This window comes from Paenibacillus sp. Root444D2, assembly GCF_001426375.1.
GTDB lineage: Bacteria > Bacillota > Bacilli > Paenibacillales > NBRC-103111 > Paenibacillus_E.
This window is the reverse complement of sequence record NZ_LMEO01000009.1, coordinates 26,020-52,036: the sequence shown is the minus strand read 5'-3', so window position 1 is coordinate 52,036 and position 26,017 is coordinate 26,020. Positions and strand designations below refer to the sequence as shown.

26 protein-coding genes and 1 pseudogene are annotated in these 26,017 nt (G+C 42.9%); 7 read left to right on the top strand and 20 right to left on the bottom strand.

What is annotated here, in order from left to right:
• Positions 1-6: 6 nt before the first annotated feature.
• Positions 7-387 carry a hypothetical protein gene (locus ASD40_RS07500; RefSeq protein ID WP_057302697.1) on the bottom strand — a complete coding sequence of 127 codons (381 nt, stop codon included), beginning with the start codon at positions 385-387 and terminating at the stop codon, positions 7-9.
• Positions 388-697: 310 nt separating this feature from the next.
• On the opposite strand from ASD40_RS07500, the gene ASD40_RS07490 reads away from it, so the two are divergent.
• Both ASD40_RS07490 and udk read left to right on the top strand, forming a co-directional pair.
• The gene (locus tag ASD40_RS07490; RefSeq protein WP_057302695.1) at positions 698-1,015 is read left to right on the top strand and encodes a hypothetical protein; all 318 of its coding nucleotides are present in this window, start codon (positions 698-700) and stop codon (positions 1,013-1,015) included.
• Positions 1,016-1,130: 115 nt separating this feature from the next.
• Positions 1,131-1,766 (top strand): uridine kinase, encoded by a 636-nt coding sequence (udk, locus tag ASD40_RS07485; protein ID WP_057302694.1) that lies wholly within the window; start codon positions 1,131-1,133, stop codon positions 1,764-1,766.
• A gap of 55 nt (positions 1,767-1,821) precedes the next feature.
• Here udk and ASD40_RS07480 read toward each other — a convergent pair whose 3' ends face one another.
• Together ASD40_RS07480 and ASD40_RS07475 are read right to left on the bottom strand one after the other, a co-directional pair.
• A complete protein-coding gene (locus ASD40_RS07480; protein ID WP_057302747.1) occupies positions 1,822-2,979 on the bottom strand; it encodes an MFS transporter in 1,158 nt (385 codons plus the stop codon).
• Entirely contained in the window at positions 2,969-3,511 is a 543-nt protein-coding gene (locus tag ASD40_RS07475; RefSeq protein ID WP_057302693.1) for a hypothetical protein, read from the bottom strand. Before ASD40_RS07475 ends, ASD40_RS07480 begins: the two co-directional genes overlap by 11 nt.
• 161 nt (positions 3,512-3,672) lie before the next feature.
• On the opposite strand from ASD40_RS07475, the gene ASD40_RS07470 reads away from it, so the two are divergent.
• On the top strand, positions 3,673-4,788 hold the full coding sequence (locus ASD40_RS07470; protein WP_057302692.1) for an aminopeptidase: 1,116 nt from the start codon (positions 3,673-3,675) through the stop codon (positions 4,786-4,788).
• Positions 4,789-4,894: 106 nt separating this feature from the next.
• Here the strand turns inward: ASD40_RS07470 and ASD40_RS07465 are convergent, their stop codons facing one another.
• A complete protein-coding gene (locus tag ASD40_RS07465) occupies positions 4,895-6,373 on the bottom strand; it encodes a L,D-transpeptidase family protein (RefSeq protein WP_057302691.1) in 1,479 nt (492 codons plus the stop codon).
• Between the two features lie 176 nt (positions 6,374-6,549).
• On the opposite strand from ASD40_RS07465, the gene ASD40_RS39045 reads away from it, so the two are divergent.
• On the top strand, positions 6,550-6,681 hold the full coding sequence (locus ASD40_RS39045; RefSeq protein ID WP_268795878.1) for a hypothetical protein: 132 nt from the start codon (positions 6,550-6,552) through the stop codon (positions 6,679-6,681).
• Positions 6,682-6,954: 273 nt separating this feature from the next.
• Here the strand turns inward: ASD40_RS39045 and cyoD are convergent, their stop codons facing one another.
• From cyoD to ASD40_RS07440, 5 genes are all read right to left on the bottom strand, one after another.
• On the bottom strand, positions 6,955-7,284 hold the full coding sequence (gene cyoD / locus ASD40_RS07460; RefSeq protein ID WP_047677705.1) for a cytochrome o ubiquinol oxidase subunit IV: 330 nt from the start codon (positions 7,282-7,284) through the stop codon (positions 6,955-6,957).
• Between the two features lies 1 nt (position 7,285).
• Entirely contained in the window at positions 7,286-7,897 is a 612-nt protein-coding gene (cyoC, locus tag ASD40_RS07455) for a cytochrome o ubiquinol oxidase subunit III (protein ID WP_057302690.1), read from the bottom strand.
• Positions 7,897-9,870: a cbb3-type cytochrome c oxidase subunit I gene (locus ASD40_RS07450; RefSeq protein WP_057302689.1), complete on the bottom strand. Its 1,974-nt coding sequence runs from the start codon at positions 9,868-9,870 to the stop codon at positions 7,897-7,899. Before ASD40_RS07450 ends, cyoC begins: the two co-directional genes overlap by 1 nt.
• Positions 9,871-9,904: 34 nt before the next feature.
• Positions 9,905-10,879, bottom strand: coding sequence for a ubiquinol oxidase subunit II (cyoA, locus tag ASD40_RS07445; RefSeq protein ID WP_057302688.1), 975 nt, complete (start codon positions 10,877-10,879; stop codon positions 9,905-9,907).
• 238 nt (positions 10,880-11,117) lie between these two features.
• The gene (locus tag ASD40_RS07440) at positions 11,118-11,381 is read right to left on the bottom strand and encodes a hypothetical protein (protein WP_235549191.1); all 264 of its coding nucleotides are present in this window, start codon (positions 11,379-11,381) and stop codon (positions 11,118-11,120) included.
• Between the two features lie 246 nt (positions 11,382-11,627).
• Here ASD40_RS07440 and ASD40_RS07435 point away from each other — a divergent pair, with 246 nt between their 5' ends.
• Positions 11,628-12,386: an MBL fold metallo-hydrolase gene (locus ASD40_RS07435; RefSeq protein ID WP_057302686.1), complete on the top strand. Its 759-nt coding sequence runs from the start codon at positions 11,628-11,630 to the stop codon at positions 12,384-12,386.
• A gap of 75 nt (positions 12,387-12,461) precedes the next feature.
• Here the strand turns inward: ASD40_RS07435 and ASD40_RS07430 are convergent, their stop codons facing one another.
• The 6 genes and pseudogenes from ASD40_RS07430 to ASD40_RS39035 all read right to left on the bottom strand — a co-directional run.
• On the bottom strand, positions 12,462-12,770 hold the full coding sequence (locus ASD40_RS07430; protein ID WP_057302685.1) for a DUF4870 domain-containing protein: 309 nt from the start codon (positions 12,768-12,770) through the stop codon (positions 12,462-12,464).
• Positions 12,771-12,887: 117 nt separating this feature from the next.
• On the bottom strand, positions 12,888-13,874 hold the full coding sequence (locus ASD40_RS07425) for an NAD-dependent epimerase/dehydratase family protein (RefSeq protein ID WP_057302684.1): 987 nt from the start codon (positions 13,872-13,874) through the stop codon (positions 12,888-12,890).
• A 26-nt stretch (positions 13,875-13,900) separates the two neighbouring features.
• Entirely contained in the window at positions 13,901-15,085 is a 1,185-nt protein-coding gene (locus ASD40_RS07420) for an FAD-dependent oxidoreductase (RefSeq protein ID WP_200957376.1), read from the bottom strand.
• 471 nt (positions 15,086-15,556) lie between these two features.
• Positions 15,557-16,213 (bottom strand): deoxynucleoside kinase, encoded by a 657-nt coding sequence (locus tag ASD40_RS07415; RefSeq protein ID WP_057302683.1) that lies wholly within the window; start codon positions 16,211-16,213, stop codon positions 15,557-15,559.
• Between the two features lie 108 nt (positions 16,214-16,321).
• Positions 16,322-16,645: a DUF3898 domain-containing protein gene (locus ASD40_RS39040; protein WP_268795879.1), complete on the bottom strand. Its 324-nt coding sequence runs from the start codon at positions 16,643-16,645 to the stop codon at positions 16,322-16,324.
• Positions 16,646-17,140: pseudogene (locus ASD40_RS39035) on the bottom strand (DUF3900 domain-containing protein); the annotation flags it as partial. It lies immediately after the preceding gene.
• A gap of 216 nt (positions 17,141-17,356) precedes the next feature.
• Between ASD40_RS39035 and ASD40_RS07405 the strand changes: the two are divergent.
• Entirely contained in the window at positions 17,357-17,587 is a 231-nt protein-coding gene (locus ASD40_RS07405) for a hypothetical protein (protein ID WP_057302681.1), read from the top strand.
• A gap of 59 nt (positions 17,588-17,646) precedes the next feature.
• Here ASD40_RS07405 and ASD40_RS07400 read toward each other — a convergent pair whose 3' ends face one another.
• Positions 17,647-19,845, bottom strand: coding sequence for a PAS domain S-box protein (locus ASD40_RS07400; RefSeq protein ID WP_057302680.1), 2,199 nt, complete (start codon positions 19,843-19,845; stop codon positions 17,647-17,649).
• A 201-nt stretch (positions 19,846-20,046) separates the two neighbouring features.
• On the opposite strand from ASD40_RS07400, the gene ASD40_RS07395 reads away from it, so the two are divergent.
• Positions 20,047-20,979 carry a zinc dependent phospholipase C family protein gene (locus tag ASD40_RS07395; protein ID WP_057302679.1) on the top strand — a complete coding sequence of 311 codons (933 nt, stop codon included), beginning with the start codon at positions 20,047-20,049 and terminating at the stop codon, positions 20,977-20,979.
• On the opposite strand, the gene ASD40_RS07390 is transcribed toward ASD40_RS07395, so the two are convergent.
• Genes ASD40_RS07390 through ASD40_RS07375 form a run of 4 tightly spaced genes read right to left on the bottom strand, consistent with a single transcriptional unit; the run spans position 20,976 to position 25,984 of the window.
• Positions 20,976-22,670, bottom strand: coding sequence for a M3 family oligoendopeptidase (locus ASD40_RS07390; protein WP_057302678.1), 1,695 nt, complete (start codon positions 22,668-22,670; stop codon positions 20,976-20,978). The genes ASD40_RS07395 and ASD40_RS07390 overlap by 4 nt on opposite strands.
• A 45-nt stretch (positions 22,671-22,715) precedes the next feature.
• The gene (locus ASD40_RS07385) at positions 22,716-23,021 is read right to left on the bottom strand and encodes a YciI family protein (protein ID WP_057302677.1); all 306 of its coding nucleotides are present in this window, start codon (positions 23,019-23,021) and stop codon (positions 22,716-22,718) included.
• Positions 23,021-23,716: a uracil-DNA glycosylase gene (locus tag ASD40_RS07380; protein WP_057302676.1), complete on the bottom strand. Its 696-nt coding sequence runs from the start codon at positions 23,714-23,716 to the stop codon at positions 23,021-23,023. The genes ASD40_RS07385 and ASD40_RS07380 overlap by 1 nt, the downstream gene beginning before the upstream one ends.
• 12 nt (positions 23,717-23,728) lie before the next feature.
• Positions 23,729-25,984, bottom strand: a complete 2,256-nt coding sequence (locus tag ASD40_RS07375) for a type IA DNA topoisomerase (protein WP_057302675.1) — start codon at positions 25,982-25,984, stop codon at positions 23,729-23,731.
• Positions 25,985-26,017 lie beyond the last annotated feature (33 nt).

The window sequence follows — 26,017 nt, the reverse complement described above, 5'->3', positions numbered from 1 at the left end:
ATGCTCCTACTTCACTTCAAACGTGAGCGTCTTGCTTACATCGTAAGGTGTGTGATCGTTATTATGTAAGGAAACCTTTAATTCGTGAGGACCTTTGCTTAAATGTTCATAATTTTTTTCAGTGGTCGTCATGATTTCTTTTTCTGCTTTGTCCAAGGAAACATGAACGTGCCCCTCCCCTTGCTTGCGCTGTTGATCATAATGCTCTTTGGAAAGCTTAAGGTCCGTTGTAATTCGAAGGGTTGCAGCATCTCCATTAACAATAATACTTGCCTCTAAGGTAGGCGTGAATGAATTTGCCGGTGAAGTATTTGTTTTGGATGATCCACATCCGGAAATACTTAGTGTAACAGCTGCAATTATACAAAAACCTTTCCATGTTCTCATCGTTTCATCCCCTATTTAGACCCAAATTGTCTAATCATGTCAAAAAAAAGCTATCTTCTTTAGCTTATGAATATTCAAGCGGTTTGTCCACTTTTATTTTGGAAACAATAGCCTTTTCATGTAATTGATTTTGTATTCGAAATTTTCTGACTTTTCATGTCGAATTATCATAAGAACGCTCACATTTTGCGCTTCCCCAGGAAATAATTTCATTTCCCAATCGAAGAATGATTTCCCCAACTTTGGAGCAATGTAGTAAAGTCGCTGTTCTTTTTTACCCATAACAATTATCCTTAGGAGGCATTCCCCTATGACAGAAACCCGTCAGCATCAGCAGCCGCTTCAGCACGCCATTGACGCAGCAGATCATGCTATACTCCAAGCTCAAGACGCTGAGCATCAACTGCAAGTTGCCATTACACAGGCCAACCCTCGGTCTATTCAATCTGCACAAGCAGCGCTTACAGAGGCTAAGCAGCAAGTTCATGAAGCACACGAGCAGCTACAAGCTTTTAATAACGATGAGTATGGGCAGCAGATACAGCAAATCATGGAACAATTGACGCAAGCTTCACAAGATATCGAGGCCAATCAAGAGAAGTTCCATACCCCGAAGCAAATTCGATAAGGCTATTATTCTCTGCAAAAGGTGATCGAAATTCGATCGCTTTTTCTTTTTATACGAACATTATGTTAAACTACGGAGGAAGGTTTTCAAGTTATTTGGGGAGGCACTACATTTCATGCTCGTTATCGGAATTGCCGGTGGTACCGGTTCAGGAAAAACTACAGTAGCTCGATCTATCATTACCAAGCTAGGATCCACGAACGTGACATTAATTTCACAAGATAATTATTATCTTCATCATAGTGGTCTTACTTTTGAAGAACGGGAACGTATTAATTATGATCATCCCCGTGCCTTCGAAAACACCTTGCTGCTCAAGCATTTAAATGAATTGAAAAACGGCAATGCCGTTGACATTCCTGTGTACGATTTCTCGCAGCATGCTCGCTCACAAGAGACGATTCGTATCGAAGTAAAACCGATTGTGCTTCTTGAAGGCATTCATGTCTTAACCGATGAAGAGCTGCGCGGTGCTTTGAACATTAAGGTGTTCGTTGATACCGATCCAGACGTCCGTATTCTGCGCCGACTATCCCGAGATATTAATGAACGTGGACGTACGCTCCAATCTGTCTTTGATCAATATTTGACAACCGTTAAGCCAATGCATGACGCATTTATTGAGCCGTCCAAGAAATATGCTGACATTATTATTCCTGAGGGCGGAGAGAATCAAATCGGAATTTCTATGCTCACTATTTTGACAGAGCGGTATATGACGGATCAAGCAGCAAGCTATGAAATAGGCTAAATGTTGACTAAATGAAAAAGGACACCAAACCTTCGTTAGGTTTAGTGTCTTTTTTTCATACAGATTGACGTCGAAAAGTAAACCCAGATAGGGCAAATAAGATATAGATAAGGCCTATTAAGTAAAAAATACTGGCCGTGCTAATATACCGTATAGCTAGTCCTCCCATTAAAGGGCCGGCTATACTTCCTATGCTGTACTGGATAGAAGCAAGTACATTCGCAGTAGGTACTAAATGTCTGGGCAATATATCTGCCGCGTAGGCCAAACCTAGTGAGAAAAACGAGCCCACCATGCCCCCAGCAACGCCGAAACAGAGTCCAATCAACCAAAGATTCGAGCCTGCAAACGGAATACATAGAAATGCGATGGAGCCAATGAGACCACTCACAATAAGGATACTTCTCCGCCCCACACGATCACTCCAAATCCCTAGCGGCAGCTGCATGATGAGACCCCCTACCCCCATGATGGGCAGCAGAACACCAATATTAGATTCCGTGAGACCTGCACGCAGTCCATAAATCGGAAAGTTGCTGTTCATCGAGGCTTCCATATAGCCATAGAGTAAGGAGGTAATAAGCGGGAACCAAGCGATTGCTAATACCTTTGAAGCACGCTTATGCACCGCTTCCACTTTGTCTAGTTGCTCTGGCTTCTCATTGGACAACTGCAGCACAAGCGTTAGAACGATTAAGAAAAAGCAGCTGGTCGTCAAAAAGGGAACCCAACTACCTGCTTTGAGCAAGGTAATTCCTATAGGTCCTAAGCTAAAACCAACGCCATAAGCCATGCCGTATAAAGAGATATTACGTCCTCTACGCTCTTTAGGGCTTGATGTAACGATCCATAACTGGGTTGCATAATGCAGGGCGCTATCCCCGATCCCTACAAGCAAACGAAGTACAAACCAGAAACCAATCTGCTGCCATAACGGAAACAAACAAGTTGCCAAGATGACAAGTCCCATCCCAACCATGATGACTGGCTTATATCCGTATCTTCGCACAGGTCTTTCTATGAAGAACATCGTGGAGAAAATACCAATATAAAGCGCAGCAGCGTTCAGGCCATTGGCTTCCGTTGAGACACCCGAACGATCCAAAAGGATCGTTAGCAGCGGCAGGAGCATGCCTTGACTCATCCCTGCCACGATAACGACCATAATTAATATGATTAATTTGTTAGTTGAGATCCGTTGTTTAAGAGCCATTTCCAAAATCCACAGCTTCCCATCTCTCCGCGTATTCATTCAGCTTACCATGGAGAGGGACATGGAATTGGTTGATGATGACGAGTCTTACTTTTTTGATCCATTCCTTGAAGGAAGGATATGTCACGAATAGATTCGCATAGCGATCACTCATGCATACGAAATGGGGTCCGGGCGTTTTATCCGTCAAAAATTTCAAAGATGTATCTATCGGTGTGTACTTCTTACGCTTCCCTTCCCACTTATCCACGTCCAATTGAAGGGTGGTATCCACATGTTCCAGTAGGCTTTCCAAATGCTTCACACGGGCATAATAGGGCTGCTGACTAGGTATGTCCATTCTCCGTAGCGTTTCCTCATGCTGGGGATAAAAGATAGCCCGAACGAACTTTCTTTCCTCCGCCCATTTGGTAAAAGCTTGCAGCTCTGTCTCCGTCCAGTCCTCAAATGTTTCAAATAATAAAACGGTTCCTTTATGAGTCTCCGCTGGAGGTTCGTACCCGAATGGTACTTTAATCTGATCTCTTGCCATTGCGTCCTCCTCTAGTTGTAATTTTCTTTTGTCTGTCATTCCTTGATATATTGTAGCATACCCCATTAAGTTCCACGAAATCATTAGTCATTATTGGCTTAAGAACGCTTGTTGCGATATAATTTGTTAGTACATATATTCAATCAAGGGAGACCTATAGAATGAGAGATCCAAGACTTCAAACTTTTGCCCGAAATATAATCCGTTATTCAGTTAGCCTTCAGCCTGGTGAGAACATATTGATTGAAATGATTGGAGTCAAAGACCCCGAACTCGCCAAATGCTTCATTGAAGAAGTGTATGCCGTAGGCGGTAAACCATTCATCGAGCTGCGCGATCCAGCCATCATGAGAAGCTTACAGATGACAGGTACACAAGAGCTATTTACCCAATGGTCCGAATTTGAACTTGCGCGGATGAAGCAGATGGATGCTTACGTAGCCGTCCGTAGCGGTGATAATATTACCGAATCGTCCGATGTACCCGATGACCAAATGAGGCTCTACCTAAAATACTTCCAACGTCCTCTCTTCGACGAACGCATTAACAATACCAAATGGTGTGTAATGCGTTATCCGAATCCTTCGATGGCTCAGCTTGCCGGCAAAAGCACCGAGGCTTTCGAAGATTTCTATTTCAATGTTTGTAATCTCGATTACAGCAAAATGGCTGTCGCTATGGAATCACTTGTCGACCTGATGAACCGTACAGACCGCGTTCGCCTTGTTGCCAAAGGGACTGATATTAGCTTCTCGATCAAAAATATTGGCGCCGTTCCTTGCTCTGGTTTGAGAAACATACCTGATGGTGAAGTATACACGGCGCCTGTGAAAGGCTCCGTCAATGGAGTAATCAGCTATAACACACCTACGATATATTCCGGCACTTCTTTTGAAAATATTGTATTACGGTTCGAAAATGGCCGTATTGTTGAAGCTACAAGCAATGACAGCAAGAAATTGAATGATATCCTGGATACCGATGATGGTGCTCGATATATCGGCGAATTCGCAATTGGGGTAAACCCTTACATCCAACATCCAATGAAAGATATTTTATTCGATGAGAAGATTGATGGCAGCATTCACTTTACTCCAGGACAAGCATATGAAACAGCGGATAATACGAACCGCTCCTCCGTTCACTGGGATATGGTGCTGATCCAGCGTCCCGAATATGGCGGCGGCGAAATCTACTTTGATGATGTTCTCATTCGCAAAGACGGACGCTTCGTCATCCCTGAATTGGAAAAACTGAACCCTGAGAACTTAATGTAGTTAATTTAAAAAGCAGCCGCTGCTTCCGACTAATCCTCGGTAGGCCTAGGCTGCTTTTTTCATAAGATCGCAGGAAATAATAAGTAATGCCATTAACAAAACGTGATTAACCAAGCCAATGAAATACCTGTTTCGGCGATTGATCAAGGGATGGCAGCTTATTGGGAATAAGCAATAACGTGTCCTTCACTTGCTCATTATGGATCGCAGCCCATTTGGCAGAATTTATTTGAACCTCTGTGCCCTTAGGAACAAACTGGAATAATTGCTGCACATCCGGATTCGTCAGTCGAATACAGCCCAATGATTGATCCGTGCCGATTGAGCTTTCATCGAATGTTCCATGAAGTGCAATCGCTCCAAGTCCCAAGCCGGCCTCCCCATATACTTGTGCATGTTTACCTTTGGGCTTCTGTACACGATCCATCACCCGAAAATCTCCTTGGGGTGTGCTCCCGTTGGCTCCAAGACCAATATCTTTAACCCACAGTAAATAGCTGCCGCTAACCAGTTTCAATTGATGTTCTGCCTTGTTGATTTCTATATGCACAGGTTCATAGGGTACTCGGCCAACGCCTGCAGTATTCGCATAAAACATCTGCTCGACATCAGCCGCGCCGAAATTGTAGACCCAACCGCCTCGCCCGTTAAACTCCGTGGATATGTCATTGGAACTTGTGACCGCTTCTAACGGAATGAAGCTCAAATAATTATTCGGATAATCTTGCAGGAGAGCATTCAGATGAACGGGAGCCTTCCCATAATCTTTGCGGTACGATTCCAAAGCTGTACGAACTAAATTAGCACCAATCGCACTAAGCGGTTGGTGCTTTTCAAATTCGGAATTCAGAAAGCGAATTCTCACTGTACGATCCGTCGCGGGATGATATTGAGCGATAACAATGGCGCTTTTCGTCAACTCATCATTCGTGAGAAGCATTGTTTTCCCTTGGTTCACGTTATCTTGTGAAACAATGCCATAAATAAGAATACTGGAATTCGGCATCTCCTTGGCTAATTCCAAAGCCTGCTTATGCAGTGCTGTTTCAATATCTTCATTTTGGGTGTCAGGATCAAGATACATGATAAATGGGACATCTACTGTCTCATATGTAACATCGCTTCCAACACCCCAGACTTTCATTTTCGAAATCGCTTTATAGATCGGGGCATCTCCAACAAACAAGAAGACTAACATCAAATTAAGTACAAAGAGAACGATAAGCATTGTTTTCATAAATGGTGGTAACAGCCGTTTTTCCGCCTCTGGGAAAGCCTTTTGCATACTAGCTGCATGATCCGCTTGTTGTTGATCCAATTCACGAATGGCTCGATTAGCAGCCGAATAAAATGGTGATGGATACGTTCGAAGAACTTCTTTGTAATGGAAAATCGCTCTTTTCAAATTTCCTTTTAACTGAAATTTTTGTCCGATCTTATAATGAGCTTCCGGAGAATTAGCGTCAATATATCGGATCACTTTTTCGTAATATTGTGGATCAGAAGGGCTTATGAACAAGTTCTTATGCAGATGAATCAGATTATCGTCGAGATGGTTACGAAATCGTTGGCTTCTGCGAATCATTCGGCTCCTCTCCGTTCAATAGAATAGCTTGTCCACTCTAGATGAATGATACAATTAGTATCTCTGATACATAATGTATCACGCGTAAGATAGAAAGACAACTATTTATTACCTTTTGTCTTATTGAATGAACGATAATCATTTAGCAAAAGCTGTATCGACGGAGGTGATAAATCATGAGTGGAAGAAATAGTAAGCCCAAGAACACTGGACCTGCAGGCAGCCCTTCTCGCTTAGATCAATTCGGAGAAAAAGCCGTACAACAAGAGAAACGAGAAGCTAAGGAACGTAACAATCCGACATGCTAGTGATACTCTGAATACTTTAGTGATGAAATTCATCGTCTCAGCTGCCATCTTCAGGGGATTAGGCTGGTTCGGTTCCTGAAGGGATGTTTTACATCGTTATGGAGTCAATTTCAGCAACTCCGTGTACTTTAGCGATGAATTTCATCGTTTCAGCTGCCTTCTTCGGTGAATTTTGGTTAATCTGGAGTTTATAACAATGTTTATCATCATTACAAAAAAAAGACGTTCTCACCACGCCAAACGTGGTGAAAACGTCTTTCCTTTTATCAAAACTTAATGAGCGACTTGATTATAAGTCATAATCCAAATCGAACCGGCCACAATCGTCAATAAAATTACAAGACCAAAGATCAGCGCCATGATATTCCAGCGAGCGTTCTCGCCCTCTTTCACATGCATGAAGAAGAACAATTGAACACCGAATTGCAGTACGGCCATGATGAGGATCAATACGATTGTGCCTGTTTTGCTCAACATATGGTTCATGACGGCAACGAGTGGAATGATGGTCAGAATGATCGAGAGAGCAAAGCCAATGATATAAGATTTCAATGAACCATGAGCGTCATGGTTTTCATGTGAACCTGTATGCGGTTGACTCATCTTACATCACCCCCATCAAATAGACGACTGTAAATACGAAGATCCAAACAACATCAAGGAAATGCCAGTACAGGGAAATGACAGCCACTTTCCGTTTGGTTACTGCTGTGATGCCGCGGCGTTTCAATTGCAGCATCAACCCGACCATCCAGATCAAGCCAACCGATACGTGCAAACCGTGTGTACCAACTAATGCAAAGAAGGCTGATAAAAAAGCGCTCGTACTAATGGTTGCACCCTCATGATTAACCATGTTAATGAATTCATTAAGCTCGAGTCCAACGAATGACGCTCCCAGAAGCACGGTTACGGCGAGCCAACCGATTAACTGCTTCATGTTCCCTTTATGCATACCAAGCACAGCTAAACCGCTTGTGAAGCTGCTAGTTAGCAAGATAAAGGTTTCTGCAATGATACCTGGCATCTTGAACAATTCTTCCGGGGTAGGTCCCCCGTTCGTATTTTGATGAAGAACCATGTACGTTGCAAATAAAGATCCAAATAAGATACAGTCCGTGATTAGAAATATCCAGAATCCGAACGTTTTGAGCGACTCGTGATCATGTTCATGATCGTGGGCGTGATGCCCACCTTGCGCAGCTGCATGTGCCATTATACTTTCGCCCCTTTCAATGCGGCTTCCGTACGTTTCACTTCATCAGCAGGAATATAATAATCCGTATCATAGCTGAACGAACGTGCAATCATACTAATCGCGACACCAATTAAGGCAGGAATCGTCAGCCACATCCAATCAAATACAAAACCAAATCCTGCGAAAAACCACAAAGCGGACATTATGAATGGTATGGAAGAATTCTTAGGCATGTGAATCGCTTCATATACGATCTTGGCTGGTTGCTTGGCAGATAAGCTTTGCTTCTGCTTTATTTCCCACCATGCATCTGCCTCGTTTACTTCTGGCAATACGGCAAAGTTATATATTGGAGCTGGCGAAGGAATCGACCACTCTAGTGTTCGGCCATCCCACGGATCCCCGGAAACATCCGGTTCTCTGAATTTAATCGAGTGGGCAATTTGCCATACTTGGAAAATGAACCCAATACCCATAAGGAAACCACCAACTGTTGACACAAGATTTAACGGTCCCCAGCCCATATCGAAATCGTACGTGTACGTACGACGAGTCATACCATCTAAGCCTAAGAAATATTGCGGCATGAAACAAACATAGAATCCAATGTTCCACAGCCAGAATGCCCATTTACCTAAGTGTTCATTAAGTTTGAAGCCGAACATTTTCGGCCACCAGTAGTAAAGTCCAGCGAAGTAACCAAAAGCTACACCACCAATTAAAACTTGATGGAAATGCGCAATCAGGAAGTAGCTATTATGGAATTGAAAATCAGCAGGCGCAACAGATAACAATACCCCTGTCATGCCCCCAACAACGAAACAAGGAATGAAGGCAATCGTCCACATCATTGGTGTCGTAAAACGAATTTTACCGCGGAACATAGTGAATAACCAGTTAAATACTTTAGCTCCGGTCGGTATCGCAATCAACATCGTACTAATGGCGAAAAAGGCGTTAACATTCGCGCCGGAGCCCATCGTAAAGAAGTGATGCGCCCATGTGAAGAAGGACAATAAACTAATGATCAGCATAGCAAAAACCATCGATTTGTAACCAAATAATTTCTTTTTGGAGAAGGTCGAAACAACTTCTGAGAAAATCCCGAAAGCCGGAACGACAACAATATAGACCTCGGGGTGACCCCACATCCAAATCAAATTAATGTACATCATCGGATTCCCGCCGCCGTCCAACGTGAAGAAATGGGCGCCAAGGAAACGGTCAAGGAATAATAAGGCTAACGTAACTGTTAGGATCGGGAAAGCAAAGATAATCATAATACAGCTTGAAAATACGGACCATGTAAACATCGGCATTTTCATCAACTTCATGCCAGGTGCACGCATTTTCAAAATAGTTACGATAAAGTTAATCCCTGTTGCCAAACTACCGATACCGGATATTTGAATCCCCCAGATATAGAAGTTCTGTCCAACACCCGGACTGTGGGACACTTCCGAAAGCGGCGGATAGCTAAGCCATCCTGCATCCGGTGATCCGCCAATGACGAACGATACGTTGAAAAGCATCGCTCCCCAGAAGAACATCCAGAAGCTAAGTGAGTTCAAGAACGGATAAGCGACGTCTCGAGCTCCAATTTGCAGAGGGACTACAATATTAAATAAACCAAACATTAGAGGCATAGCCATGAATAAAATCATAATCACGCCATGCGTTGTGAAAATTTGATTATAGTGCTCTGGTTGCAGAAATTCGCTGTTTGGCATTGCTAGCTGTACACGCATTAGAAGCGCATCCACACCGCCGCGGAACAGCATCATGATCGAGCAAATAATGTACATGATCCCGATTCGTTTATGGTCAACACTTGTTAACCATTCACGCCAGAGCCAGCCCCACTTCCTGAAATAAGACAGCACGAAAATCATTGCGATCATCGAGAGTCCGATACTAACCTGAGCACCTAGGATGAGTGGATCGCCCGTTACGAAAAACTCTGATGCGAATTGCTTTATTTTATCCAACATGAGCAGATCTCCCTTTCTCAAAAGCTTTGATCGATCATTTTGTCATTTTCATTTGACTGTGATCATTATGGTTCATAGGGGCATTTTTGTCCGTTGCTTGAGGCTTACTCGTCTCTTTCACGGATTCTGTACCGCCATGACCACTGTGAATGGATTGACCATTCGTATATTTCGTTACAATCTTATCGAAAAGTCCATCTGGCACCGATGAGAAGTATTGCACATCTGACTTACCAGGCTTTGCTAATGTTTCATAGCTTTCCATCGTAAGTTTTGTTGGAACCTTTTTCGTTTTGGCTACGAAAGCATCGAAATCGCTCTGAGATGTCGCATTCACATCGAATGTCATATCCGCAAAATGCGCACCGCTGAAATTCGCTCCCGTTCCGAAGTAATGCCCGATCTCATCGGCTTGCAAATACAGTGTCATCTTCATACCTGACATCGTATATATCTGCCCACCCAACTGCGGAACCCAGAACGAGTTCATCGGAGCATCTGAGGTCAGTTCAAACTTAATCGGTGTATCCTCTGGAATTTGCAAGTAGTTGACTGTTGCTATGCCCTGCTCCGGATACGTAAACAACCATTTCCAATCCAGTGATGTCACTTGAATGGTGACGGGTGGTTTATTGGATTTCAACGGCTTAGAAGGCTCTAGTGAGTGCGTATAACGAATAGTTATGACTGCCAGTGCCACAATAATAATGATGGGAATTGACCACCAAACGATTTCTAAAGTAGTACTGTGCGCCCAATTTGGCTTATAAGATGCTTTATTGCCTTCTTTATCCCGATACCGCCATACGATCCATGCAGTTAGCGCAAGAACAGGTACGAGGATTACCGTACATAAAATAGTAGAAATCACAATCAAATCTTTCTGTTCAGCACCCACAGGTCCTTTGGGATTCAGTACCATAGCTTGATTACTGCAGCCTGCCAATAAAATAATGATGGCGACCATCATAAAGGGCAGCAAAGCTTGTACGAGTGTTCTCTTCTTCATCCTACTTAACCTCCCTATCAACAAATCTGATCTATTATCAAGATATCATCTCGCTGATAAAAGTACACTGTCGCAAATGCAACTTAACAAATACGTCAAAGGATCGACGTTTTACTGTAAAACAAATGTCACAGAACGTTTGTTGACTATTATAAAAATGTATGAAAATGCGTGAAAACGAAAAAGCCCTTCAAGTTGTAACTTGAAAGGCTTTTTTATTACTCATAATACGTTGTAATCATTCCGACTTTGAAGCTGCACGAGAATGCACCAAGTGAATAGCCGTCCGAATGACATAGATGTGCACACTACCTACCATGAAGCCAATACCAACCATTAAAGAAGCATTACGGTCACTAAAATGATCCATATTCATCAAGCTTAATAGTAATCCTATGCCTAGCAACGTCCATGCCGCTATTGTCATCATCTTGACTAATGGCATTACATCGCGCTCACTGCGCTCATTACTACTGATCAAAACGGCTCTATTTGCCATCATTATCACTCCAAACTCCAATGTAAGTGCTTTATAAACATAGTATATCACAAATCCAAAATTTGTTCATACTTTATTCACACGTTGATCAAAATTTGGACAAAACTAAATACGTCTAGTTCACAAATAGAAATATATTGACATTTAGATAAATTTGTGCTATAATAAAATATTTATTTGACAATTCACCAACCTCCTGGGTATGATAGCACTGTTATTTCATTATCATTTCTCTTTGGAGGGATTCGAATGCAGATTGCGAACGGTATTTACATGCTTGAACTGTCAGTTCCTGTAATGGGGCGTATCGATGTCATACACCCAACCCTTTTAATCGATGAAGGGGGCGCCACTCTCGTGGACACCGGATATCCCGGTATATTACCGCTTATACAGAATGCCATGGAGGAACATAACGTTCCATTCCGTCATTTGAAAACAATTATTATTACCCATCAAGACATAGATCATATCGGAAGTTTACCTGATTTCATAAGCAAATCTCCGCATAAACTTGATATCTTAGCCAGTGAAATCGAGAAACCTTATATTCAAGGTAAGAAAATGTTGATCAAAATCACACCAGAATCGATCGAAAAAGCGGTCGCTAGTTTACCTGCGGACATTTCTCCTGAATGGCGAAAAGCTTTTCGATCAGCTTTGGAGAATCCGCCCAAAGGACCGGTCAATGGCATTCTTGAAGATGGACACGAACTTACCTATAGTGGTGGAATTATCGTCATACATACCCCAGGTCATACTCCGGGACATGTTAGTCTGTACCACAAACAGAGCAAAACATTGATTGCGGCTGATGCCTTGGTCGTTTCAGATGGTCAACTTCTCGGCCCTATTCCGGAGTACTCCGTTAACTATGAGTTAGCGATGCAATCAATTAAGAAGTTCATCAAATACGACATTGAGGCTGTCATCTGCTATCACGGCGGGTTGTATAAAGACAACGTAAATCAACGTATTGCGCAATTGGCAGCTTCTTCTTTTAATTGAATCATCATCTTATCGTTTAAAATCGAAAAAGCAGGCTGCCACAATTGGCAACCTGCTTCTCATATGTATGTCCTGCTACTTCAATAACGTGTAACCTCCGATAAACGGAAGGGGTTTTACTTCGCCTTGGGCCGCAGCGACTATACCTAGAATGGCTAAAACAAACACAGCTAAATTCGCTAAAGGCAATAGAATCCAACCAATGAAAGGAATGATACCCAAAACAACATTTACGATGACAGCGGCCAGTAATAACGTAAGACCTTGGTTAGCATGATACCATGCAAACTTGGAGTCCTTTGCAGCGATGAGCGGGATAAAAAACAAGATGTATGCAATGATGGCCATTCCCTTATTACTTTGAATATCCGAAGAATCATACATAGACAGCACCTCTTTCTTTTTCTCAAAGTATACTATTCCATTATATTCGGTGTTTTCCATCTATTCTATTGAATTTCATACTTTTCGAAAAATTATTTTCCGGAGTCAAATATCCCATCAGTTGCTAAAATCACGCCAGAGTCTGAGTAATTCTTGTTCGCGGGAAGGGTCCATACCTGCAAGGCGAACTATCTCAGATGATCGTCCTAAATCCCAAACCAAAGTGTCTTGGACAGTCTCACTTAACGGCCTAGTTGTTAGTCCCGATTCGAAGGCTTTGGCATTGTCCAAAGCAAACATCCCAACTAAACTATCGCTCTTTATCCAAAGTGGAAGCTCCATCCACTCCCCGACTTCATGTGCCACTAAGAACGTTTCCGATACCCATGAACAAGATGTTTCAGATACACATACACTTTTACATGCCTCAACTACATCTTCCATTGTATAATCGTTGCCGCTTGCATGGAGTGTGCCCGTTATACCTTGTTCAACTAACCGAATAATCCAAGCCGATAAATCTCTTACATCAATAAATTGGAGCTTCCGTTCTTTCGGCAGAGGAACTAACACGTCTCCACCCCGATGAAAACGAGATGGCCAATAGGTGAATCTATCCGATGCATCATAAGGTCCAACAATGAGACCTGGACGTATAACTAGTGACCGGTCAGGAAATGATTGGTTCACCGCTTGCTCACAGAGGGCTTTTAGCGCACCGTAACGCCGCCCTGGATCAATTGTTTCTACCGATTCCAATTCAGCCACTGGTGCCGACTCATTCAAATTTTCCTTCCGAAGATCGTCATAGACGGAAACAGTAGAAATGAAGGTAAAGTGCTTCACTCGATCCTTCAACAGCTTTGCAGCGGCATCTACAACCTCTGGCTGATATCCGCTCGTATCGATTACCGCATCCCATTCGTGCTCTTGAAGCAAGTGTAAATCAACGTACCGATCACCATGGATATGCCGGACCTGTGGAAAGGCATTAGCGTCATGCTGTCCCCGGTGAAATAAAGTTACTTCATGCCCCTTAGCTAATGCGGCTTCTGTAAGCGCTCTTCCTAGGAATTTCGTACCGCCTAGAATTAGTATATTCATGGACTACCTCCAAATATTTAGTTTATCTACACGCGATAACCCAGAAGCCAATCCAACCGCTTCATTTGGACATTATCAGGAAGGAGTCTAAGCACCTGATTTCGCAGCATAATAGCGGCTGGATTGCTCATTTGTACGATGCGCGCCATTCGTCTGGATTGACGCACAACTTGATTGGCTCGTGGTTTTCGATTGCTTTCATAAGAATGAAGTGCGGATGTAACGCTATTTAATGAAAGCATTGAAATTCCTTCTAGACATCTAGCTACAACAAGAGCATCCTCCATCGTCTGAGCGCCTCCTTGCCCGAGATTAGGCAGCATAGGATGAGCTGCATCACCAACCAGTGTTACTCTCCCTCGGCTCCATCTTTCAAGTGGTTTACGATCATGAATGTCATGCGTTAAAATTGCCCCCTCATCAGTAGACTGGATAGCCTGCTCAATCGGATTATGCCAGCCCTCAAATTGCATAAGAACGTAGTCCTTCTTACGATCTACACCTGTCCCTGAAGCTGCATTGATTGCCGCGAACCAAAAAACTTGCCCCTCGCCAATCTGGGAAAAACCGAACCGTCGTCCTCTACCCCATGCCTCAAATCCTCCACCGATCTCAGGCATATAACGCTTATCCAAGAATGTAGTAATACCTCGGAAAGCTCTAAAACCTGAATATCGCAGTTGTTCTAAACCAAATAATAGTTGAGCAACTCGTGAATGAATACCATCTGCACCGATTAAGATATGTCCGCTATCTTCTGTTCCATCATCAAAATGGACAACTACCTGATGCGGATCCTGTTCAAAGGTTATCAGCTTTTTATTCATATAAACGATTGTTCGCTCATCTAGTTGTTGAAATAAAATCATTTGAAGCTTCGCGCGATGAATAAGGTAGCTATAAGTTCCATATTGAGCGGCTTGCTTCGAGACGGGAACTGAAGTGATCGGTTTACCATCCCATGAGCGAATTTCAGCCAAGCCAACTTTAGCGCCGGCCCCCCGCACCTGTTCATCCAAGCCAAGCTCCGATAATACATGCATCGCATTCGCAGCTAACACAATTCCAGCACCGAACTCGGATAGCTCTTTCTTTTTCTCGTAGATGACAACTTCCCAACCTTGCTTTTCTAAGAAAAGCGCTGTCGTTAATCCACCAATCCCAGCTCCAATGATAATTGCTTTCCTAGTAGAAGGTAAGATATTCTTCATGTTGCCCTCCATAACCAAACGAACCATTTCCATCTACTGTAACATATTCCATTCAAGACAAAAACCTCCTAAAACCAAGGGTTAAGGAGGTGCGTTATTATGAGGGTATGAAGTTTATATTCTGTTATGTTGCAACTAATTGTTGTTTAACCTCAACGATCTCAAGATTCGAGAAAAATCGGCTTAACTTCATCATTTTCTCATTTGCTGCCAATTTAGAAAGTGGCGGGCACATAGGCTTTCCTCTGTAACATACGATAAATAACAAACTCATCACCTACTCTTCCATTCAAGAATTCACATTTTCACTTGATACATAACGTATCATACAATAATTTTACTCTAGATACAACAAATAGAGATAAATACCGTCATATTTCGATAGTATATGTAATTTCACAGGACTTTATAACCATTAAACTCCTACATAATTCGAAAGACCCCCTCGGAATGAGGGGGCCCTTCGATATTTTAAACGATGACCAATTCGGAAAGCTTGGCACGTACCTGCTCAACTAATTCAATCGCATCTTCGGAACGATTCACAACATCAACACGATCCATATCTACAATCAACACTTCAGAGGCATGATAATGATTCATCACCCAGTCATCATAACCTGACCAAAGCTGCCGATAATAATCAACCAAAGATTGATCCTGCTCGAAGCTGCGTCCCCGCAGTCCGATGCGGTACATAACCGTTTCGAATGAAGCTTTTAGATATACCATAAGGTCTGGCGCTTTCTTAGGAAGCTCGGCAAGCTCAGACATCATATTGTCAGCAAGCCCCTCATAAACATCAAATTCCAGCTGTGAAATACGGCCTAACTCCCGATTCACTTTGGCAAAGTACCAATCCTCATAAATACTTCTATCCAGTACATTTCGATTATGTACTAACGCTTGTTTAATTGCCTTAAATCTTGTATTCAAGAAGTGCAATTGAAGTAAAAACGGATATCGCTTCAACTCAATTTCTTCCGGTGATGCCGTGTAAAATAGCGGTAGTATCGGATTATCATCGACACTTTCATAATAAACATTTGAATTTAATTCTTGCCCAAGTAAAGTCGATACCGATGTTTTACCTAGACCGATCATTCCCCCAACCACGATCACAGCCATTGACCCCTTTCTCCTTCTGCCCATTCCTAATTTACCGTCAGTCAATTCTTGCAAAGCTTCCCTATTATACAAGGAATTCATAGTGGTGGGAACCCTATTTTTTCACCTTTATCTATCGTTTTCTTCTTCTCTTGTAATCCGCTCAATGACAGCATGAAGATCATCTGGTCTAAGTAATTCAACCGGTGATACGCCTTTTTCGAAGTGTAAATAATCGCCTTCAATCAGGATGACGTACCGTTCACCTTGTCTGGCAATGTGAACTTTGCGTCCATAATCGGCAAGTTGCGCCTTCACACTGATATGATCTAGCTTGATGCGCATTTCCAGATCCGGCTTCTGCTGGGCCAAATAATTAGCGGCATCCATGACCTGAGTCGGTGTCCACTTCTCCTGAAGCTCGCGCTTTTCACTGGCTGCCCAAATTTCCAAATCCTTTTCTTCCTGCTCGCGTTCCTCCGGTTTATGCTCATAGTCTCTCTCCAGCTGCTGCTGAACGAGCCCTAGTACTTGATGATGCAAAATTTCTGGCATGGACTGCTCATATTCTACATATTTTAGGAAATCCTCAAAGTAACGAGCATGTGAAGCCTGGTGAATTTTCAGCTCCGCTGGTTCTAACATGCCTTCCTCAGGCATAAACGGATATTGGATCGATTTCATGTTTTTTGCATTAATCGCCATTTCCACTTGATTCAATAAGCTCTTTTCGTCGGTAATCCGTGCAATTTTCGGCTCAAAATCGCACTTAAGGATAAATACAAAAGGATCATCAAAATATTGATTGAGCTTCGCACTTGCGACAAGAAAAGCTCCGCCCCTGACCGCACTTGTGTTCAGATAAGCGTTTAAGAGTTCGTCAGCGACATTAAGGAAGTCCTGTTTATTCTCTGCATAGCGCAAACGCGCGAATAGATTATAGTTCGGATTACTTTCTAGTCACAAAAAATGATATATATTGAACTGCGAATTTCATGCTGCTTCTCCCTGTCAATCGTATTCAAAATTGCACAACTTTGATTGTACTTGGTATAAAACCGAAACACCACAAAAAAAAAGGAACAGTTTGTGATTGTTTGTAAGCTCATGCTGTCACTACTAATAAGCGCTGCTTTTTCAAAATAATAAGACAGAGGTGTGAAGATGATTTACGGAACCAAACTACTGGAAACAGATACAGAAATTTTCATTGCCGCTCTTACAAAAACACCTGTTTATGTTTGGTCGTTAGATTCATTAGGCGTTTATTATCAGGTAAATTCAGGTTTTATCGTAAAATATACACCTGATGAAGTACAAATTCATCCTGAACAGGACTCCTCAATGACAAAATGGTATTCAAGAGAGACGAATGAATTTAGTATCCGTTTCTAGAAATGAATAAAACCGCCCGTTCCTGTTACTTGACAGGCCTGGCGGTTTTTACATTCATGCTATTCAAATTCACTCATGTCCTTACCTATCGTCTGCGTCGGCAAAAACACATCAATAATGGTTCCTACTCCAATTTGGCTCTGAATTGACATTGTGCCTTTGTGCGCTTCAACGATTTTGAAACACATCATTAGACCGAGTCCTGTGCCCTTTTCCTTCGTTGTATAGAAAGGTTCACCTAATTGCTTGACCCGCTCCTCTGGGATGCCGCATCCATTATCCTGAGTCCTTACTCGAATCATCCCGCTGCCCTGCATGGAAACGGTAATCTTAATTTGTCCATCCTTCGTTATCGCTTCAATCGCATTTTTCACCAAATTAATAAACAATTGCTTAAGATGCATCTCGGAACAAATGAACTCCGGAATATCAGACTCAAACTCGAGCAAAAGCTGCACATTACATAGATTAGCCTGCGTATCAAGCAGCGCAATCACGGTTTGTAATATATTTATCAAATCACTTTTTTTGTATTGAATAGCTTCCGGTTTCGCAATGACGAGGAATTCACTAACAATGAAATTAATCCGATCCAGTTCGGACAGCATAATGTCAAAATAGTGCTGTTTTCCCTTCATATCGTTCTGCAGCAGCTGTAGGAAGCCTCGGAGTGACGTGAGCGGATTCCTGATTTCATGAGCAAGTCCGGCAGCTAATTGGCCAGCGACGGAGAGTTTATCTGATTTACGCAACAATTCCTCAGTTCGTTTCCGTTCAGTAATATCTCGCGTAATACCAGCAAACCCGATAATCTCGCCCTTCTCATTCTTGATCGGCGTTTTGGTCACACTTACGTGAATGAGCTGTCCATCTTTACGAACTCGAACCGTCTCTAACCCAGAAATTTGATTACCCGCTTTCAATATGTCATGAATTTCTATACGATGCTCTTCCAAGAAATCTGGATATATGGGTAATAGTTGGTTTAGAAGCTCATCCTGATTCCAACCAAATACTTTCTCATAGGCGGAATTGACAGAAATAACCTTAAACCGTTGATCAAGTACGCAGATGGCATCTGTTGTATTATTAATAAAAGATTCCAGCAGCTCCTTCGTTTCTCTAAGCTCTGTTTCCATCTGTTTACGTTCCGTAATGTCCACACAAGAGCCGATCACTTCAATCACGCGGCCATTTTCAAAAATGGGACGTAACGATGTCAAATAGGTAATCCCCCGGAATGTGGCTTCATACATGACATTTTCTTCCCCGCTCCATGCTCTGCGATAATACTTATCGATATTGACAGCCATATAGAATGGCCATATCTCGTATAAGCCGTTGCCAAGGATATGCGATGGCTTATAGCCGAGCCTATACAGAAGTTCACCGTCACATAAGGTATGAATGAATTTCCCTTGCATTTGTCTGAATTTCATGGTCATTCCTTGCTGTCTGCGAACAGTGTCATGCAGATCCTGCTGCGCAACTCTCAAGGACTCACGGTCTTTATTATGCTGGGTGATATCTCTAGCGATAATATAAACGCCTTCCGTTATCCCATTCACAATAATCGGCACATTTTTTAAGCCTAATTCTATCATGCCGCCACTCTTATGCGTAACCCGAAGCATATAATTATCCGTCTGCAAGAGCACACTATCGGTCAGGTATTCAGATGGATCCTCTTGTTTCTCTTGCTCCCAGAATTGATGGATGGACCGTCCAACCATATCCGTCTTCGAGTAACCCAGAATCCGTTCCATAGCAGGATTCACACTAATGATCACACCATTCAAATCACTTGTTATGATCCCCGCAGGATTATGCTCAATTAATGAATTATACCGCTGCTCACTCTCAGCAAGTTTAAGTTCCATCTCGGACTTTATCGAGAGATCTTTCATCTGAGCCATATAATAAAGAGGTTCATTGTCAGAGTTTCTAATTAGCGAAATTCCGCATTCCACCCTTTTGATTACTCCCTCTTTTGACTTCAATCGTTGTTCGATCTGAAAATAGCGTAAATCCCCAGACAACAGTTGCTCTAAGTGTCCAGGCAGTTTGTCGTTCTCTTCGGGCAAAAAGATCGTAGTTATATCCGTATTTACTAATTCTTCTTCCGAATATCCAGTTATCGCGATTAAGCTGTTATTCATCTTCATCCATTGTCCATTGAGCGAAATAATCGCCATGCCCATCGTTGTGAATTCGAATACCGTGGCAAATGACGGTTCCGTTCTCGAAAGCATATCCATTCATTTATCCCCCATCTTAAACATACATGGATGGTTTCCATCACCAAATGTTTGAATTCGACGATTTAAAGATGATTCCTCCCGTAATAGCTCTTAGTTGATCAAATAGTTCATGAAATGTGCCCCTGAAATTCCTCGTTATGATAAAATAAAATGGTTCTTCTATGTATGTTTGAACATCACAAATTAGGAGGGGCACAATTGCCTAACATCTGGACACATCTGATTTTCGGTCAAGAATTAATGAACCAATTGGGGCACGCCAATATGCTGAATGATAAGCAGATGCGACATGTTTTCTCCCTTGGCTGCCAAGGACCCGATTTCTTGTTCTATCATAACTTCTTACCTTGGAAAAAAGACAAGAAACTCAATCAATTGGGAAGTCTCATGCATGCGAGAGCATGCGGTCCGTTCTTGATGGATCTACTTTCCCATATGCAAGGTCGAGGCTTGTATAATCCCGCTGTTGTTTATGCACTTGGATTCCTTACACACCATATTCTCGACCGCAACATGCATCCCTATGTTTTTTACAAATCAGGCTTCAAGAAATGGGATCACCAACGATTTGAGATTATTATGGACACACTCATTGTTCGTCGCAAGCTTGGACTTCAGACATGCAATACGCCTGTATGGAAAGAAATATATGTTGGAGAAGCTCTGCCCCTTGGTATTGTACCTGCGCTTGCCCACGCTGCCGCCATCCACTATCCTGATCATGCATCACAGATTACTGACAAGGATTGGAACGATGCTTACATGGACATGATTCGAGCTCAACGCTTATTCCACGATCCGAAAGGAATCAAGCGTTTATTTACCTTCGGTCAAATATCGCCTTTTGTCTATACCAGACATCCGGCTCCGCTTGATTATTTAAACGAAGCCAAGACGGTTTGGAATTGTCCTACATCTTTAGAAGAAACGTACACATACAGCGTCTGGGACTTATGGGATATCGCGATGGAAGATGGACAAATCGTCCTCCAAGCAGCCATAAAAGCCATACAACGAGGTTCTTCGGCTGATTACCAAGCCTTTAAAGAAGTTCTCAGCAATCTCTCCTATGAAACAGGTAAAGATTGTGACAGCGGACTGCAAATCACTCATGTGAAGCCTATGATTTAAAGCTTAGCATCATCAACCTGATCAAGCCATGAGTCGATATGACCAATTACCGAAGCCACACAGCCATCTTTGAAAGGTGAAATTAGCTTAGCGACTTGCACAAGCTCGGTGAAATTCAAACTTCCGCCTTGCTGACAAAGTCTTAAGTAATCCTCCCAAGCTAGTTCTGGATTTTCATTAGCTCGTTTCCAGAATTGAAACGCACACACTTGCGCAAGGGTGTAATCAATGTAGTAAAACGGGCTTTTGTAAATGTGGGCTTGCTGCTGCCAAAAGCCCCCTCTTTCCAAATAGTCATTATCCTCGTAAACACGATGCGGCAAATATTTGCGCTCAACCTCGCGCCAAACTAACTTACGCTCAGCGGGTGTAAGTTCCGGCTGCTCATAGATTCGATGCTGAAATTCATCTACCGCAACACCGTATGGAATGAATAAGAGCGACTCACTAAGATGTTTGAATTTATACTTATCTGTCTCTTCCTCAAAGAATAACGACATCCAAGGCCAAGCGAGAAACTCCATGCTCATCGAGTGAATTTCACAGGCTTCCAAGGTTGGAAATATATATTCAGGCACTTGAAACTCTCGGCTGCTATAGCCCTGGAAAGCATGTCCCACTTCGTGCGTTAAGACATCAATGTCACCTGAAGTTCCGTTAAAATTAGAGAAAATGTACGGTGCTTTGTATGTACTAATATAAGAGCAATAACCACCTACGCGTTTTCCCTTCTTAGCCACTAAATCCATCAAACCGTTATCGATCATAAAGGTAAAGAACTCATCCGTTTCTGGGGATAGCTCTGCATACATCTTACGAGCTTGTTCCACAATCCAATCCGCATCGCCTTTAGGTGTTGCATTCCCGGAGGCGAAACCAAACTTGTCATCGTAATAGTGCAGCGAGTCTACGCCGATTCTAGCCTTCTGCCGCTCCTTTAGTTTGGTTGCCACCGGTACAATGTGTTCAAGAACTTGATTCCTAAATACATCCACATCTGTGGCATTATAATCAGAGCGGTTCAAACGAGCATATGCGAGTTCAACAAAATTGTTGTATCCGAGCTTCTTAGCTATGAGAGTGCGAATCTTCACTAATTGGTCATACAATTCATCCAATTTCGCTTCATTCTCTATAAAAAAGCTATATTTCACATCATTCGCTTCTTTACGAACTTTTCGGTCTGTTGATAATTGAAAAGGCACGAGTTGGGATAAATTTCGTTCTTCCCCTGCATAAATGAGCTTCGCAGATGCAAGCAGCTTCGAATATTCACTGGCCAGTTTGTTTTCCTGTACGAGATCTTCAACAATTTCCGGCGAAAACGTTTTCAGTGATAAGGAGGCAATCGTGAACAATTGCTTCCCCCATTTGACTTCTAACTCTGATCGATAGGAGGACTCAATGAGAGCTTTATAAAATTCGGTAATTAGCCCTTGATATAAAGGCTCAATTTCGTCGAAATACTCTTGCTCCGCTTTGTAAAATTCATCATTTGTATCTACACTGTGACGAATCCGCGCAATAGACTCCATTGACTCCAACTCACTTCGCAGGCTAACGATCGCTTCCATCGCTTGGTCCTGATCGCCAAACGAAGATGCTCGTTTAAATGCCTCTAAAAGCTCCTTAAATTTAATTTCAAAAGCGTTAAAGTCGGGTCTTTCGTACTTAAATTCTTGAAATTTCATTGGATTCACTCCTTTGAGTTTTCGCCAGAAAAACTGGCAGTCTAATTACATAACTGCAATACTGTATGGAAACAATTCACTGGTCATAAGTTGATTAGAAACAGCAGGGTCTTGTTCCATGATCAGTGTAGCTTCTAACTCATTATCCACCCTCAGGATAACAATGCCAAATGTTTTTTCATCAAAAGTTTGTGTTCTTCCTGCTAAAATGAGTTCCCCCTCCTCTTTCAACTGTAAGAGGTATTGAAAGTGCTCTTCAACAATTTTTTCTTCTCTATCTGTCCAAACACTGCGATCTAGAAAAGCAGGTTTTAATCGTAAGACATAAATAAATTCTTTATTGTCGCTCATTATTCCCGCTCCTTCACAAATAAATTTGGTATTTGCCAATCAATTTCCGAATTTCCAAAGTCCCTAAGATGCGCATTCACTTGCGAAAAAGGCTTACTGCCAAAAAATCCGCGATACGAAGAAAGCGGACTTGGGTGAACTGATTTTATGATTACATGCTTCGAAGTATCAATTAGACGCTGCTTAGCCTGTGCATGACTTCCCCACAGTACAAAAATGACCGGATTCTCCCGATCACTAAGTGTCGTTATGACTTTGTCTGTAAAACGTTCCCACCCTTTTCCCTTATGCGAATTCGGCGTATCAGCTCTCACTGTTAGGACAGTGTTCAACAGCAGTACACCTTGTTCTGCCCAAGTCTTCAAGTAGCCGTTATCGGGGATATAGCAGCCAAGGTCAGACTGTAATTCTTTATACATATTTTGCAAAGATGGCGGTGTTGGTATACCCGGTTTAACGGAAAAACTAAGGCCATGGGCTTGGCCTCTACCGTGATAAGGATCTTGTCCCAAAATAACTACTTTGGTATTCGTATAAGATGTTAAATGAAGTGCACTATAAATCTCATTTTGTCCTGGAAAAATGGTTTGTGTCGAATACTCATCATTAAGAAATTTTTGCAACTCATGGAAATAGGGCTCTTCCAACTCTGACCCCAACAAAGAAGCCCAGTCGTTCGTTAAATGGCTCACCATTCATCCCTCCTATCACTCCGTTTCCGTACCGAGCTCTCCCGTATCCATGTTTTTCAGCACGATTCGTCCATCCGCCGATGTACCATCTGCAAGTACGAGCTTCAGCTTCGTCGTTTTCCCTTTATTTACGAGCGCCTGAACTTGGGCGTCCGTTAGATTCCGGCCAAAGCTTTCTTTCCAGATGACGAATTTGCAGCCTTCCTTATAGTGCGAGCAGCCGTAACCTTTACGTCCCATGAAAAGAGAGCCTCCGCACCCTGGTCTTGGACATGTCGCAAGGAACGTATTAGCTCCATCTGTTTGTTTAGCAGGAGCCACTTTCTTAGGGGCGGATGCTGTTTTGGTGCCGCCTGAAGCTGAAGCCGCACTCGATCGTACAGACCCGCGTTTGGGTGCACTAGCAGGAGGCGTTTCGCCTTCGAAAGCTGTTTTGGAAGCCCTAGCTTGCACGCGAACCTTATCAACGATAAGGGTTGCGAATCTTTTGACGTTATGCATAAACTGCTCGTCCGAAGCCGTACCACGGGAGATTTCATTCAGTCTTCGCTCCCATTGCCCTGTCATTTCAGGTGAAGTCAGCAGTTCAATGCCCGCGCCGCGAATTAATTCAACAACCGTTCTCCCCTTCTGGGTCAGGACGATTTTCTTGCCCTGCATGTCAATGTAGCCAACCTTCTTGAGACGCTCGATAGTCGCTGCACGAGTTGCCGGAGTGCCGAGTCCCGAATCTTTCATCGCATCGCGGAGCTCCTCATCCTCAATCTGCTTGCCGGCACTTTCCATAGCTTTGAGCAGCGTTCCTTCGTTAAAATGCTTTGGCGGCTGCGTATCTTTTTCCTTTACGATCGCGTCATGGCAAAGGACATTTCCCTGTGAATCAATGGAGAAAGGCTCATTTACTTCAACCTCTTCGTCTTCTTCCTCTTCCTTCTCCTTGCCCTTCGTGCTCTTCGCCTTTTCTTTTTTCTGATCGGCGTAGATGACCTTCCAGCCTAATTGGAGCAGTTCTTTGACCGTTGTTTTAAACATTTCTTGTTCTACTTCAGTCATAACCGTGTGAACCTTATACTCAGCTGGAGGGTAAAACTGGGATAAGAAACGTCTTACAATCAAATCGTACAATTTCTGTTCATCTGGACTCAGTCCTGATGCTTTGCGATTCGTCGGAAGGATCGCATGGTGATCTTCAACTTTGCTCGGATTGCAAATAAACTTGTTATTTTTATGCACCAGATTACGATTTGCCCCTTGCACAAGCTCATGGTAAGCCGTTCCTTGTAATGCAGATAAGGACTTGTGCATTTCCGGAATATTTTGCTCAGTCACATAGTTGGAATTGGTTCTTGGATAGGAAATGACCTTATGCTTCTCATAGAGTGCCTGAGCCGTATCCAACGTCTTTTTCGCTGAGAAGGCGTATTTCCCATTCGCCTCACGCTGCAGCAGCGTCAAGTCATACAATTTAAACGCATATTCCTTCGTCTCTTTCACTTCATAGGAGATAATCCGTGCCGGTTTCCCTTTGACCTTGGCAGCAAGCGCCTCGACCTTCGGTCCATCCGTCAAGCGCTCTCCCTGCCACATGCCTCTATACGTCGTCTCGCCTTGTGTAAAATGCCCTTCCAGCTCATAAAACTTGAGCGAAGAGAAGGCTTCAATCTGCTTCTGTCGATCATAAATAAGCGCTAGAACGGGCGTTTGAACGCGGCCAACAGAAAGCAATACGTTATGCTTAGTTGTAAATGCACGAGAACCATTCATGCCGATTAGCCAATCAGCTTCACTGCGAGAGCGCGCGGCGCGCGTTAAATTCTCGTATTCAGCGCCGTCCTTTAATGTAGCGAAGCCATTTCGAATCGTTTCCGAGGTTAAATCGGAAATCCAGAGACGCTTAACAGGCTGTTTCAGACCAAGATGCCGTTGGATAAGCGAGAAGATATGCTGCCCTTCCCTCCCCGCATCGCAAGCATTGACAAGCATGTCGCATTTCTTCGCAAGCTCAGCAATCACTTTAAGCTGATCGTAAGTCCGCGGGTTTGGAATCAACTTAAATTCATCAGGAATAATCGGCAGGTGATTAATATTCCATTTTTTATATTTATCATCATATTGATCAGGTTCAGCCAACTCAATTAAGTGTCCGATCGCCCAGGTGATGATGTACTGCTCACCCTCTAGATGGGACCTGAGATTTTTGGCTTTGGGTTCTATTGCGGCGGCTATATTACGTCCCATATCGGGTTTTTCCGCAATAATTAATGTCTTCAAGAGAGTATCGCTCCTTAATTGAACTTTCTAAGT